Source organism: Vibrio sp. 14G-20 (genome assembly GCF_026241515.1).
GTDB lineage: Bacteria > Pseudomonadota > Gammaproteobacteria > Enterobacterales > Vibrionaceae > Vibrio.
In genome coordinates this window covers 1-13,452 of record NZ_JAPHPW010000036.1, presented here as the reverse complement: position 1 = coordinate 13,452, position 13,452 = coordinate 1, and the positions used below count along the sequence as shown (strand labels likewise).

At 45.2% G+C, this 13,452-nt stretch carries 12 protein-coding genes; 9 read left to right on the top strand and 3 right to left on the bottom strand.

Annotated features, from left to right (window positions below):
- Window positions 1-34 precede the first annotated feature (34 nt).
- Window positions 35-943, bottom strand: a complete 909-nt coding sequence (gene rarD, locus OQJ75_RS21025; protein WP_265974757.1) for an EamA family transporter RarD — start codon at window positions 941-943, stop codon at window positions 35-37.
- 179 nt (window positions 944-1,122) lie between these two features.
- Between rarD and recQ the strand changes: the two genes are divergently transcribed.
- The 3 genes from recQ to OQJ75_RS21010 all read left to right on the top strand — a co-directional run bounded on the left by recQ (window position 1,123) and on the right by OQJ75_RS21010 (window position 4,239).
- A complete protein-coding gene (recQ, locus tag OQJ75_RS21020; RefSeq protein WP_017065746.1) occupies window positions 1,123-2,961 on the top strand; it encodes an ATP-dependent DNA helicase RecQ in 1,839 nt (612 codons plus the stop codon).
- A gap of 49 nt (window positions 2,962-3,010) precedes the next feature.
- Window positions 3,011-3,322, top strand: coding sequence for a DUF3630 family protein (locus OQJ75_RS21015; protein WP_265974760.1), 312 nt, complete (start codon window positions 3,011-3,013; stop codon window positions 3,320-3,322).
- Between the two features lie 245 nt (window positions 3,323-3,567).
- On the top strand, window positions 3,568-4,239 hold the full coding sequence (locus OQJ75_RS21010; protein ID WP_059022276.1) for a 7-cyano-7-deazaguanine/7-aminomethyl-7-deazaguanine transporter: 672 nt from the start codon (window positions 3,568-3,570) through the stop codon (window positions 4,237-4,239).
- A 100-nt stretch (window positions 4,240-4,339) separates the two neighbouring features.
- On the opposite strand, the gene gppA is transcribed toward OQJ75_RS21010, so the two are convergent.
- A complete protein-coding gene (gene gppA / locus OQJ75_RS21005; protein WP_265974761.1) occupies window positions 4,340-5,833 on the bottom strand; it encodes a guanosine-5'-triphosphate,3'-diphosphate diphosphatase in 1,494 nt (497 codons plus the stop codon).
- Between the two features lie 6 nt (window positions 5,834-5,839).
- A complete protein-coding gene (gene rhlB / locus OQJ75_RS21000) occupies window positions 5,840-7,150 on the bottom strand; it encodes an ATP-dependent RNA helicase RhlB (RefSeq protein ID WP_004736636.1) in 1,311 nt (436 codons plus the stop codon).
- Window positions 7,151-7,261: 111 nt separating this feature from the next.
- On the opposite strand from rhlB, the gene trxA reads away from it, so the two are divergent.
- The 6 genes from trxA (at window position 7,262) to fre (ending at window position 13,094) form a co-directional block, all read left to right on the top strand.
- Window positions 7,262-7,588: a thioredoxin TrxA gene (gene trxA / locus OQJ75_RS20995; RefSeq protein ID WP_010440700.1), complete on the top strand. Its 327-nt coding sequence runs from the start codon at window positions 7,262-7,264 to the stop codon at window positions 7,586-7,588.
- Window positions 7,589-7,788: 200 nt separating this feature from the next.
- Window positions 7,789-9,048 (top strand): transcription termination factor Rho, encoded by a 1,260-nt coding sequence (gene rho / locus OQJ75_RS20990; protein WP_017062978.1) that lies wholly within the window; start codon window positions 7,789-7,791, stop codon window positions 9,046-9,048.
- A gap of 110 nt (window positions 9,049-9,158) precedes the next feature.
- Window positions 9,159-10,154 carry a hypothetical protein gene (locus OQJ75_RS20985; protein WP_265974766.1) on the top strand — a complete coding sequence of 332 codons (996 nt, stop codon included), beginning with the start codon at window positions 9,159-9,161 and terminating at the stop codon, window positions 10,152-10,154.
- A gap of 98 nt (window positions 10,155-10,252) precedes the next feature.
- Window positions 10,253-12,094, top strand: a complete 1,842-nt coding sequence (ubiD, locus tag OQJ75_RS20980) for a 4-hydroxy-3-polyprenylbenzoate decarboxylase (protein WP_265974767.1) — start codon at window positions 10,253-10,255, stop codon at window positions 12,092-12,094.
- Entirely contained in the window at window positions 12,091-12,360 is a 270-nt protein-coding gene (locus tag OQJ75_RS20975) for a 2Fe-2S iron-sulfur cluster-binding protein (RefSeq protein WP_265974768.1), read from the top strand. Before ubiD ends, OQJ75_RS20975 begins: the two co-directional genes overlap by 4 nt.
- 20 nt (window positions 12,361-12,380) lie before the next feature.
- Window positions 12,381-13,094, top strand: a complete 714-nt coding sequence (gene fre / locus OQJ75_RS20970) for an NAD(P)H-flavin reductase (protein ID WP_009848201.1) — start codon at window positions 12,381-12,383, stop codon at window positions 13,092-13,094.
- Window positions 13,095-13,452 lie beyond the last annotated feature (358 nt).

Genomic DNA, 13,452 nt, shown 5'->3' with positions numbered 1-13,452 from the left:
TATTAAGGGATTGTCTTGTAAAAAACGATCAATATCACTGTTTAGCGCGTTTGTTCTTCTTGTTGTTATGCAGGCCATCAAAGCTGAATATCACCAACGCTCCCCAAATAAAGGCGAAGGTAATCGCTTTGTCACTGGTAAACGCTTCGCCATAAATCAGCACCGCTAACAAGAACATTAAGCTTGGTCCAATGTACTGGAAGAAACCGAGTGTTGATAGCTTCAAGCGAGTTGCAGCGCCAGTAAAACACAGCAATGGAACCGTGGTGATCACACCGGCAGCAACCAGTAACAGGTTGAGTTGCACCGGGTTCATCGATAAGTCTGAGGTTGGGCTATCGGCAATAAACAATAAGTAGGTTGCGGCGAGAGGCAGCATCACCAGAGTTTCAATGAACAGACCCGTTTGCGCTTCTAAGCTGACTTTCTTACGCAGCAAGCCATAAAAGCCAAAGCTAAAGGCTAGGGCAATGGCGACGATAGGCACTGAGCCGAAGGCAATCAATTGGATTAATACGCCAATCGCAGCCAGAGCCACAGCAAACCATTGCAGCTTACGTAAGCGTTCGCCGAGGAAGAGCATCCCGAGCAACACGTTAATCAGTGGGTTGATGTAATACCCCAAGCTGGCATCAAGCATGTGATTGGAATTCACCGCCCAAATAAAAATAAGCCAGTTAGCGCCCACCAAAATAGACGTCGCCACTAAATAGAGCATTTTTGGTTTTGAGGTCAGGGTGTCACGGACTTTACGCCAGCTGCGGCCAATGTGTAGTAAGAAAGCGAGTAGGAAAAAAGACCATACTACACGGTGGCTGAGGATCTCTAATGGGGAAACGTCACTTAAAGATTTGAAATATATAGGGGCGATACCCCACATTGTGTAGGCGCCAACGGCAAGCAAAACTCCTTGGCGCGTACGTTGTTGTTCTTCCTGTGTCATGCATCTTTCTCTAGCACTGAGTGCTTATTAATAAGATTTATAAGAGAGTTGGTCAGTATAGGAGCGATAACCCTTTTCACCTAACAATTTGCGGTTTAATTCGCCAGCGTTCCCCTCTACAATGTGCGACTTGCTTGCCGAAGATGCTTGCTGATTTCATACCTCGATTAGGAACCACAATGACCGCCACTCTGATTGCTGAGCAAATACCAACTCCCGCGAATGATGCGCAAACCATCTTACAAGATGTGTTTGGCTATCAAAGCTTTCGCGATGGTCAGCAAGAGGTCATTGATTTGGCCGTTGAAGGCAAAGACAGCTTGGTGATTATGCCAACGGGTGGTGGTAAATCTCTGTGTTACCAAATACCGGCTTTGGTTCGTGAAGGGCTGACTCTGGTTATCTCGCCGCTGATCTCGTTGATGAAAGACCAAGTCGACCAATTGAAGGCCAATGGCGTTGCCGCTGAGTGTATTAACTCTTCAATGCCACGTGACCAATTGCTGAATGTGTTCAATCGCATGAACTCAGGTCAGCTGAAAATGGTGTATGTGTCACCAGAGCGTGTGTTGATGCGTGACTTTATCGAGCGTCTTCAAGGTTTACCGCTTTCCATGATTGCAGTCGATGAAGCGCACTGTATCTCTCAATGGGGTCACGACTTCCGCCCTGAATACGCATCATTAGGTCAGCTTAAACAGTATTTTCCACATGTGCCTTACATGGCGCTCACAGCAACCGCAGATGATGCGACGCGCAAAGATATTATCTCGCGCTTGCAACTCCTAGATCCGCATACTTACTTAGGCAGCTTCGATCGCCCTAATATTCGCTACAACTTGGTTGAGAAGCACAAACCCGTGTCACAGGTGGTTCGCTACCTAGAAACACAAAAGGGTAATTGCGGCATCATCTACTGTGGTAGCCGTAAGAAAGTGGAGATGGTGACCGAGAAGCTGTGCAATAACGGTATTCGCGCCGCGGGTTATCACGCTGGTATGGACACCGATGAGCGTGCTTACGTTCAAGAAGCCTTTCAACGCGATGATATTCAGATCGTAGTCGCGACTGTGGCTTTCGGTATGGGCATTAACAAACCCAACGTACGTTTTGTGGTGCACTTTGATATCCCACGCAATATCGAGTCTTACTATCAAGAGACTGGCCGTGCAGGTCGTGATGGTTTGCCTGCTGAAGCGATGATGTTGTTTGACCCAGCTGATATGGGTTGGCTGCGTCGTATGCTGGATGAGAAAGAAGAAGGCCCACAGAAACAAGTTGAGATGCACAAGCTGAATGCGATGAGTGCCTTTGCTGAAGCGCAAACGTGTCGTCGTCAGGTTTTGCTTAACTACTTTGGTGAGTATCGTGAGAAGCAATGTGGCAACTGCGATATCTGCCTCGATCCACCAAAACACTTTGATGCGACCCAAGAAGCGCAAAAGGCGTTGTCTTGTGTGTACCGTGTGAATCAGTCGTTTGGTATGGGCTACGTGGTTGAAGTGATGCGCGGTATGCAGAATATCCGTGTCCGCGATAATGGTCACGATAAGCTATCTACCTACGGTATTGGTCGTGACCATAGCCACGATTACTGGATCAGTATCTTCCGTCAGCTGATTCATAAAGGGTTGTTGTTCCAGAACATCACTCGTAACTCGACATTACAGCTAACAGAAGAAGCTCGCCCGCTACTGCGCGGTGAGATGTCTTTGGAGCTGGCTGTTCCTCGTTTAGATACAGCGGTGCGTAATGCTAAGTCAGATAAACTGAGCAGTAAGAACTACGATAAGAAGCTGTTTGCGAAGCTGCGTAAGCTGCGTAAGTCGATTGCAGATGAAGATGGCTTGCCACCTTATGTGGTATTCAGTGACGCGACCTTGATTGATATGGCTGAAATACTGCCTACCTCATACGGTGAGATGCTGGCAGTCAACGGTGTTGGTCAACGCAAACTCGATAAGTACGCTGATCCATTCTTAGATTTGATTCAAGAACACATCACCACACACGGCTAGTTTGCAAGAAACGTCTAACTAATAGAAAAAGAATAAGGTTAATAGGGACATGACAACACAAACAGAATTTGGCTTAAGAGAGTATCTGGCTGAGGAAGGGCGTTTATTGATTACGTCTCCGAGTTTTGATTTTGATTCTTACGAAGTTTTAGGTGAAAAGCTGGTGGCATTGCTGCCAGCGTCAGTTGTTGAAAAGCAATGGGACGCCGATATGCATTCTTGGTTGATTGATTTTGAAGATTGTCGAATGTTCTTAAAGTCAGAGCATTACAGTGAATCAATTTGGTTCGAGTCGTTAAACGCTGAAGAAAGCCGAGAAGAGTTTGATTATCTCGCGACGCTTTTCAAACGTGGTTTCTAACTTTTGGCATTGCTTCTAAAAACTAGCTTCTAGCGCTATTCACCAATAAAAGTGAGAATAAACGTTTGCGTTTGTTCTCACCGTTGCAGCCAATATTGATTAATGTATAATCGCCCGCCGCTCAGCAGAGCAATTTTTAGATACATTTTTTAATTCACATTATTGGTAAGAGCTTTCTTGGATTATTCTAAGAAATGACTCGATTTGGGTTCCCTCACCCCCAAACCAAACTAAAAAGGTACAGCATGAGTAACTTTACCCCTGCGCAACAGCGCAAAGCCCTAGCACTATTAGTTTTGTTCCATTTGGTGATTATTGCGTCAAGCAACTATCTGGTTCAGCTACCTTTTACCGTCTTCGGTATGCATACCACTTGGGGTGCTTTCACTTTCCCGTTTATCTTCCTAGCGACCGATCTGACCGTACGCATTTTTGGCGCGCAGCTTGCTCGTAAAATCATTTTCTTAGTGATGTTGCCTGCACTGGCCGTTTCTTATTTCTTGTCAGTGGTGTTCTTTGAAGGTTCATTCCAAGGCTTTAGCCAACTCGGTGAGTTCAACTTGTTTGTTGCACGCATCGCAGCGGCAAGCTTCATGGCTTATTTGCTCGGTCAGATTTTGGATGTGCATGTGTTCAACCGCTTACGCCAAATGAAGCAATGGTGGGTTGCGCCAACGTGTTCGACACTTTTTGGTAATGCCATTGATACCATCGCGTTCTTTGCGATTGCCTTCTACCAAAGCCCAGATCCATTCATGGCTGAGCACTGGACTGAGATTGCGTTGGTTGATTACGGATTCAAACTCATCATTAGCTTAGGTTTGTTCGTGCCTATGTACGGTGTGCTTCTTAATTACGTGGTTAAGAAGTTAACCGCAGTGAACCCTGATTTTAAAGCGACAGGTGTTAACGCTTAAGTTTGAGATTTGTAACACAAAGCATTAATTCAGCGATAGAAAAAGCCCAAGTTAGTCTACTAACTTGGGCTTTTTTAATTTCTAGCGTCAGATACTAATATCAGAGGCATTCAATATTCAATGGCCAGCCAATATCGGTCTGTCTATTCGACTCGATCTCTAGCTCAGCAGCTGTCAGCGGATTGTCTGCTAGCCATTGCTTAGAAAGCGTCAAGGTCAGGTTGTTACCATCAGTTGCAAGCTTAAAATCAGGCTCTAGCGCTGGATTGCGACGGTGGGTCAGCAAAATAGCTAAACGCAGAATTCGTAAAATACGCTTGCTGCTAGTGCCTGAGATTGCATGTTGCTCTGGCAATGAGGTTAACTGTTCACGGTAGCGACGAGTTAACTCACCCAAGTAGTGCTTTTGCGCTCGAGTAAAGCCTGGCAGGTCTAAGTTCTGCAGTAGGTAAGCGCTGTGCTCGCCGCCTTTTTTGAAATCGATGGTTAAACCAATCTCATGAAGCTTAGCTGCGGTTTGCAATAGCACGCCAGCTTGAGGCTCTGAAACCCACTCTTCGGCGCCTGCTTGGTCTAGCAGCGTTTGTGCGACTACAGCAACTTGCTCACCGTAACTTACGTCCATCTGGTAGCGTGATTGAACGCTCTTGATGGTACGTGCACGGATATCGTCTTGGCGTAGCTCATCAACCATCTCGTAGGCCAGGCCTTCGCGGAGTGCTCCGCCTGCGAGTGTCATTGAATCGATTTCAAGTAGCTCAAAAATCGCAATAAGAATAGAAAGGCCACTTGGGAACACTAATGCGCGTTCAAGGGTCAGTCCTTCTATTTCTAGCTCTTCCAAGCGCTCAGTGATCATCGCTTGTTTCTGTAGGCGTTTAAGTTTGGCATGAGTAATAACTTCATCCATGCCTTGCGCTAACATGATTTCTTGCAGTGCCTGAACGGTACCGCTGGCACCAACACACACATCCCATCCGATATCAGTGTAGCTATCTAGGATAGGAGCCAACGTCGACTTCGCCGCTTCAATGGCGTTGTTAAAGTTGGTAGCGGTTAATTGGCGATCTTTAAAGTGGCGTTCAAGCCAAGTAACACAACCCATTTTTAGGCTGGTTAAGGCTTTTGCTGAGAAACCTTCACCGATGATCATCTCGGTACTTGCACCACCAATATCAACCACTAGTCGGCGGCCGCTGCCACCAGAAGTGTGTGCAACGCCTTTATAGATAGTCGCAGCTTCTTCTTCACCAGAGATAACATTGATGTCGTAACCGAGTATCTGGTTCGCTTTCTCTAGAAAGATATCCACATTAGTCGCTGTACGCAGGGTAGCGGTACCGACAATGCGGATATTTTCTTTTGGAATATCTTGCAGTCGCTCTGCAAAGAGACTCAAACAGTCCCAGCCGCGCTGCATAGCTTCTGTACTAAGCGCATTATTTTCATTTAAGCCTGCAGCTAAACGCACTTTGCGCTTAATCTTAGCCATGGTTTGAACGCTGCCATCGATATGACGCACAACGAGCATATGAAAACTGTTCGACCCGAGGTCGATTGCAGCGTAAAGCGGGGGTGACACTGTTTGACTCATAAGCGACTAAGCTTCCTTGTTATGACGCGGTTGGCGTGGGCGACGGTTCTGGTTTGGTTTACGGTTACCGTTGCGTGGACCATTGTTGTTTGAGCGACGTTGTTGCGGGTTACGTGTACGTAAGCGCATCGGTGCTGGCAGATCTTCTAGTAGTGCAGAAGCATCGTAGTCAGACATTGGGATAGCGTGCTCAATGTATTCTTCGATTGGTGGCAAGTTGATTGCGTAATCTTCACAAGCAAAGCTGATCGAGTGACCGCTTTCACCAGCACGACCTGTACGGCCGATACGGTGAACGTAATCTTCACAATCGTCAGGTAGGTCAAAGTTGAATACGTGTGTTACTTGAGGGATGTGTAGGCCACGTGCTGCAACATCCGTTGCGACAAGCAGGTCAACATCACCTTTAGTGAATTGCTCAAGAATCTTTTCACGTTTCTTCTGAGGAACATCACCCGTTAGCAAACCAACACGGTGACCATCGGCAGCCAAGTGGCCCCAAACTGATTCACATTTGTGCTTAGTGTTAGCGAAGATGATTGCGCGATCTGGCCACTCTTCTTCGATTAACGTTTGTAGAAGAGCCATTTTGTGTTCGTTAGAAGGGTAGAAAAGCTCTTCTTGAATACGGTGACCGGTCTTGCGCTCAGGTTCAACAACGACATGCTCTGGGTTGTGCATATGTTCGAATGCAAGTTCTTGTACGCGGTAAGACAGCGTCGCAGAGAACAGCATGTTCAGGCGATCTTTAGGTTCTGGCATACGACGGAACAAGAAGCGGATGTCTTTGATGAAACCAAGGTCGAACATGCGATCAGCTTCGTCAAGAACAACAGCTTGAATGTGATTAAGGTTAAATACCTTTTGTTTGTAGAAATCGATGATGCGACCAGTAGTACCAATTAAGATATCTGCGCCTTCTTCGATTTTACCTAGCTGCTTATCGTAGCTCTCGCCACCGTAAGCTAATGCTGCTTTTATACCCGTGCTTTCAACCAGAGAATCAGCATCGTTGTAGATCTGAATCGCGAGTTCACGTGTTGGAGCCATAATAATCGCACGTGGCTGATTAGGCTTGCGGCCTTCATGCTCAGGTGTTTTTAGCAGGTGGTTGAATGTAGCAGTAAGAAACGCTAGCGTTTTACCAGTACCCGTTTGGGCCTGGCCTGCGATGTCTTGGCCGGTGAGCAGTACCGGGAGCGCCAAGGCTTGGATAGGGGTACAGTAATCGAACCCTTTTTTCTCCAATCCTTCAATGACTTGCGGGAGTAAATCCAAGTCGGCGAACTTTTGCTCTGTGATATGCGTCTTTTTCATTGGTATAGAATATCAGCTTAAGCTTGCAATACGAAAGTAAATACATTCCAATAGGGCATCTATTTACTGGTTATCATCCAACCAGTTCTAAAAAATACATTGGAGTGGAAGATGAGTGATAAGATTTTGCAGCTAACTGATGACGGTTTTGATAACGATGTGATCAACGCTGCAGGCCCGGTTCTTGTTGATTTTTGGGCAGAATGGTGTGGTCCATGTAAAATGATTGCTCCGATTCTTGATGAAATCGCAGACGAGTACGAAGGCAAACTCACTATCGGTAAATTAAATATCGACCAGAATGCTGGAACTCCACCAAAGTTTGGTATTCGTGGTATTCCAACGCTACTTCTTTTCAAAGATGGCGGCGTAGCAGCAACTAAAGTTGGTGCATTGTCTAAAACTCAACTTAAAGAGTTCCTAGACGCTAACCTTTAATTAGGTCAGCATTTGAAAAGAAACCGCGCAGTTAACAAATGCGCGGTTTTGTTTTTTCTAAGCTATGGACTAGTATTAGTTTTAGTGCTAATTTATCGCACGTTAATTGAACGAATTTCTCTTCTTGGTCGATCCTGTGACCAACTCCTTCTTAACTTAAGAAAACAGATCCTATTTTGACTAAACAAACTTCCACCACTATGAATCTTACTGAACTGAAGAACAGACCTGTGTCTGAGCTTGTTAAACTTAGCGAAAGCTTAGGTCTTGAAAATCAAGCTCGCCTAAGAAAACAAGACATTATCTTCTCCATCCTTAAAGCACATGCAAAAAGTGGTGAAGACATCTTTGGTGATGGTGTTCTAGAAATTCTTCAAGACGGTTTTGGTTTCCTACGTAGCGCCGACAGTTCATATTTGGCTGGCCCAGATGATATCTACGTATCTCCAAGCCAAATTCGTCGTTTTAACCTACGTACAGGTGACTCTATTGGCGGTAAAATCCGTCCACCTAAAGACGGTGAGCGTTACTTTGCACTGCTTAAAGTAAACACGGTTAACTACGACAAGCCAGACAACGCTCGTAACAAGATTCTTTTCGAAAACCTTACTCCTCTTCATGCCAACGAACGTATGGTGATGGAGGCGGGTAATGGTGCGACTGAAGATATTACAGCTCGTATTCTTGACCTTGCATCTCCAATTGGTAAAGGCCAGCGTGGTCTGATTGTTGCTCCGCCTAAAGCGGGTAAGACAATGCTTCTGCAAAACATTGCTCAAAGCATTGCTCGTAACCATCCAGAGTGTGAACTCATGGTTCTACTTATCGATGAGCGTCCAGAAGAAGTAACAGAAATGCAGCGTCTAGTTAAAGGCGAAGTAGTTGCTTCAACATTCGATGAGCCAGCATCTCGCCACGTACAAGTTGCAGAAATGGTTATCGAGAAAGCGAAACGCCTTGTTGAACACAAGAAAGACGTAGTTATCCTTCTGGATTCTATTACTCGTCTAGCTCGTGCTTACAACACTGTGATTCCTTCATCAGGTAAAGTTCTTACTGGTGGTGTAGACGCTAACGCACTTCACCGTCCTAAGCGTTTCTTCGGTGCGGCACGTAACGTAGAAGAAGGCGGTAGCTTAACTATCATCGCTACAGCACTGGTTGATACTGGTTCTAAGATGGATGAAGTTATCTACGAAGAATTCAAAGGTACAGGTAACATGGAACTGCACCTTAACCGTAAGATTGCTGAAAAACGTGTATTCCCTGCGATTGATTTCAACCGCTCAGGTACTCGTCGTGAAGAGCTTCTTACGAAGAACGATGAACTACAGAAGATGTGGATCCTGCGTAAGATTGTTCATCCAATGGGCGAAATCGATGCGATGGAATTCCTTATCGACAAGCTAGCAATGACGAAAACGAACGATGAGTTCTTTGACGCAATGCGTCGTCAGTAATATTGATTAGCTGATAGTTATTAAAAAGCGCTGCCTTCGGGTGGCGCTTTTTATTTGCATTTTGTAGCGACAGCTTGCAAAATGACCAAAAGTGTTACAAGGAAGTTAAAATGCAACATGGACTGTTGTCATCATTACTCCTGTCTACTTCACTGTTATTTTCACCGGTCGGCATTAGCTATGCCACCGAGATGTCTCCAACTACAGTAGAGTCTTGGCTTGAGAATGATCAAGTAAAACTGAAAACTGCTGAATTGCTCGAGTTTGTCGTGCGTGACGAAGTGAATTCGCTACGCTTTGCACTTGAGCGTCTGACATTTCCCCAACAAGAGGTGGCTCGTTACCAACTCTTGAAGAAGCTCGAACAGCAAAAAATCGTACTCACGCCCAAGATGTCTATCTTCATTGAGCAGCAACTTGCTATCACGCCAACTTATCAAGTATTAGAGCGTGGTGACGGCTATGAGTTTACGGTGCCTGCTTTTAATTACCCTTCGATTGCCAACCGACTCATTAAGCAGTGGCACCAAGACCAAAAGACATTGGTATTTGTTCTTGATGCGGAGAAACAAGAGCTCAACCTGAAAGAATGGTTGTCTGGCCCTGAACACCAAGTCCAAACTCGAGAAGCGCTATTAATCCGAGAGCTAGACAGTTTGTCCCCTGAAGCGGTTGATTACCTAACTAAGCAACTAACCAATTCTTCTATTGTAAGCTGGTTACCCTCAACAGAAGTGGTGGTTCGGCTGGCACAGGTTAGTGAAGACCCTGAGGTCTACAAGATCTTATGGCGTATGAAGGCTGATTATCACAGTCAAGCTGAATTGGTTCGTCTTGCTGAAACCAAGCAAGTATTCGCGCTTGAGCAGGTTATGGCTGCGACTAAGAATCCACGTTTGAAAGATGAAGCGATTACCTTACTCACCAAGGTGAATCCATTATCGGAAGAGGTGAAGCAGTTCTTGGTCTCTAGAATGGCGATTGCCGATGAAGCCTCTTTGGTTGCTCGTGAATTAGCAAAACAAGGTCATACACGATGGTTGCAAGATCTCGTGAATGATAACCCTCAGGTGAAGAGTTCTTTGATCGAGCAAGCATTACCATAAAGTGGATTTTGGCTCTCAATAACCACATTAAAAAGGGGGATCTCAGAGTCACCCTTTTTGATATACTGAGCGCAGAATAATCAGCATGTAGAAGTCCTATGAGTTTTAAAGATTTACGTGATTTTATCGACCATCTTGAAAGTATTGGTCAGTTGAAACGCATCTCTCACCCAGTCGACCCAGACTATGAAATGACCGAGATTAGCGACCGTACTTTACGTGCTGGTGGCCCGGCTCTATTGTTTGAAAACCCAGTAGGCTATGACATGCCTGTTTTGACCAACCTATTTGGTACACCTAATCGTGTTGCCATTGGTATGGGGCGTCAGGATGTAAAAGAGCTACGTGAAGTGGGTAAGCTGCTTGCTTATCTAAAAGAGCCTGAGCCACCAAAAGGTTTTAAAGACGCGCTTGATAAACTACCTGTGTTTAAACAAGTCTTAAACATGCCAGCTAAACGCCTTCGTAAAGCGGCTTGCCAACAAGTGGTATGGCAAGGTGATGACGTCGACCTAGATAAAATCCCCGTGATGAGCTGTTGGGCGGATGATGTCGCACCATTGCTAACATGGGGCTTAACGGTTACTCGTGGTCCAAACAAGAAACGCCAAAACTTAGGTATCTATCGTCAACAGAAGATCGGTAAGAATAAAATCATCATGCGTTGGTTAGCCCACCGTGGTGGAGCACTTGATCTGCGTGATTGGATGGAAACCAACCCAGGGAAACTATTCCCAGTATCGGTAGCGTTTGGTGCTGACCCTGCCACTATTCTTGGTGCGGTTACGCCTGTGCCGGATACTTTATCGGAGTACGCGTTTGCAGGCTTACTACGTGGTAGTAAAACTGAGGTCGTTAAATCAATCAGCAACGACTTAGAAGTTCCTGCAAGTGCGGAAATCGTGATGGAAGGTTACATCGACCCGAATGAATTCGCGGATGAAGGGCCTTACGGAGATCATACTGGTTACTACAACGAGAAAGAAAAGCACCATGTGTTTACTATTACTCATGTAACCATGCGCGAGAACCCTATCTATCACAGCACCTATACTGGCCGTCCACCTGATGAGCCTGCGGTATTGGGTGTTGCGCTAAATGAAGTGTTTGTGCCTATTCTTCAAAAGCAGTTCCCAGAGATTGAAGATTTCTATCTACCGCCTGAAGGTTGTTCGTACCGAATGGCAGTAGTGACCATGAAGAAGCAATACCCAGGTCACGCTAAGCGAGTAATGATGGGTGTATGGTCTTTCTTACGCCAATTTATGTACACCAAATTTGTATTGGTGTGTGATGAAGATGTGAATGCACGCGATTGGTCTCAAGTAACCGCAGCGATGTGCGAACATATGGATCCGTCACGCGATAGCCTGATGATAGAGAACACGCCGATCGATTCATTGGATTTTGCCTCACCCGTGGTTGGGTTAGGTTCTAAGATGGGTCTAGATATCACTAAGAAGTGGGACGCAGAGTTAGCGTTATCGCCAGATGCACAATCAGCACCTGTAAATAGTGAACATATAGAGGGTAGCTTGGCTGAGTTAACCAAGGTTCATCCTGAAATTATTGATATTCACCTGCAAAACGACAATGTCAGCATGGTTGTGGTGTCTATTGATAAGCAAGCAGCCGGTAATGGTAAGAAAATCATGGAAGCGGTTTGGTCTCAATTTGATGAGAACAAGTTTGTTATCGTGTGTGACGGTGATGTCAACGTGAGTGATTGGAATGACATCATTTGGGCTGTAACGACCAGAATGGATCCGGCTAGAGATACGTTATTCCTGCAGAACGAAACTGGACACTCAAAAATGGGCCTCGATGCGACCAATAAGTGGGAAGGTGAATGCCTGCGTGAGTGGGGTGTACCAATCACAAAAGATCCTGATGTCGTGAAAAAGATTGATAGCATCTGGGAACTGCTAGGAATTTCATGAGCTTCCAAGTAGTCTTATACCCAGAAAATATCAGTTTTACCGTAGAAAAAGGGCAAACGGTTTTGGATGCTGCGCTCAACAGCAATGTCAATTTTCCAAACCGCTGCCAAGTTGGTGCATGCGCTATGTGTATGTGCAAAAAATTAGAAGGCCAAGTGAGTTACCACCTTGAACCCATGCTTACAGAGAAAGAGCAGCAACAAGGCTGGATTTTTGCTTGCCAAGCATTTGCAGAAAGTAATTTAGTTCTAACCTTTGCCGATTAAGGGTTAGTGAGAGGAAGAACATGACTATTAAATGTAAAGTGAAGTCTATCGAGCCATTGGCTTGTAATACTTACCAAATCCTACTTCACCCAGAAACACCAGTAGCTTTTAAAGCGGGCCAATACTTGATGGTTGAAATGGGTGAAAAAGATAAGCGTCCATTTTCGATTGCAAGCAGCCCTTGCCGCCATGAAGGTGAGCTTGAGTTACACATTGGTGCCGCTGAGCACAATGCTTACGCTTCAGAAGTTGTTGAGGCAATGAAGAAAGCGCAAGCTGAAGATGGCGACATAGCGATTGATGCTCCGCACGGTGATGCATGGGTTAAAGAAGAAAGCGATCGTCCTCTATTACTCATTGCTGGTGGTACTGGCTTTAGCTACGTGCGCTCTATTCTCGATCACTGCATCGCACAGAATAGTAAAAAAGAGATTCATCTATACTGGGGCGCAAAAGATGAGTGCCAGCTATATGCGAAAGAAGAGCTTGTCGACATTGCAGCAAAACACAGCAATGTACATTTTGTACCTGTAGTAGAAGAAGCACCTGAAGTTTGGCACGGTCAAACGGGTAATGTACTTGAAGCAATCACGCAAAGTTTCGAATCATTAGCTGATTTCGATATCTACATTGCGGGTCGTTTCGAAATGGCAGGTGCTGCAAGAGACTTGTTTACTCAGAATAAAGAAGCAAAGCGTGACCATATGTACGCAGATGCTTACGCGTTTATCTAAGAATACTTTTAGATTTAGAGTAAAAAGAGAGCAGAAATGCTCTCTTTTTTCCGTTTAGGTGAACTATTAGGCACTTAACCTCTATTTATTCATTTTTCATGAAAAAGTAGTTGCTAAGCTGAGTGGGTTCCCTATAATGCGACACCACTGAGACGGCAGACGCCATAAGGCTTTAGCAAGAATCAGTCGGACGGAAAGCGACAAAAATTAATTTTCAAAAAGTGTTTGACACTGAATGTTAATTCGCTAGAATGGCCGTCCACTTCGAGAGGCTCCTTACTTAAAAGGAACGCTCAACAAGTGAAGCTCTTTAACAATTTAAACCTATCAATCTGTGTGGGCACTCGTTGATGAATAT

What these genes read in the sequence shown, in the direction of transcription:
- rarD (WP_265974757.1), bottom strand. Translation starts at nt 943, where the DNA reads ATGACACAGGAAGAACAACAACGTACGCGCCAAGGAGTTTTGCTTGCC.
- recQ (WP_017065746.1), top strand. Translation starts at nt 1,123, where the DNA reads ATGACCGCCACTCTGATTGCTGAGCAAATACCAACTCCCGCGAATGAT.
- OQJ75_RS21015 (WP_265974760.1), top strand. Translation starts at nt 3,011, where the DNA reads ATGACAACACAAACAGAATTTGGCTTAAGAGAGTATCTGGCTGAGGAA.
- OQJ75_RS21010 (WP_059022276.1), top strand. Translation starts at nt 3,568, where the DNA reads ATGAGTAACTTTACCCCTGCGCAACAGCGCAAAGCCCTAGCACTATTA.
- gppA (WP_265974761.1), bottom strand. Translation starts at nt 5,833, where the DNA reads ATGAGTCAAACAGTGTCACCCCCGCTTTACGCTGCAATCGACCTCGGG.
- rhlB (WP_004736636.1), bottom strand. Translation starts at nt 7,150, where the DNA reads ATGAAAAAGACGCATATCACAGAGCAAAAGTTCGCCGACTTGGATTTA.
- trxA (WP_010440700.1), top strand. Translation starts at nt 7,262, where the DNA reads ATGAGTGATAAGATTTTGCAGCTAACTGATGACGGTTTTGATAACGAT.
- rho (WP_017062978.1), top strand. Translation starts at nt 7,789, where the DNA reads ATGAATCTTACTGAACTGAAGAACAGACCTGTGTCTGAGCTTGTTAAA.
- OQJ75_RS20985 (WP_265974766.1), top strand. Translation starts at nt 9,159, where the DNA reads ATGCAACATGGACTGTTGTCATCATTACTCCTGTCTACTTCACTGTTA.
- ubiD (WP_265974767.1), top strand. Translation starts at nt 10,253, where the DNA reads ATGAGTTTTAAAGATTTACGTGATTTTATCGACCATCTTGAAAGTATT.
- OQJ75_RS20975 (WP_265974768.1), top strand. Translation starts at nt 12,091, where the DNA reads ATGAGCTTCCAAGTAGTCTTATACCCAGAAAATATCAGTTTTACCGTA.
- fre (WP_009848201.1), top strand. Translation starts at nt 12,381, where the DNA reads ATGACTATTAAATGTAAAGTGAAGTCTATCGAGCCATTGGCTTGTAAT.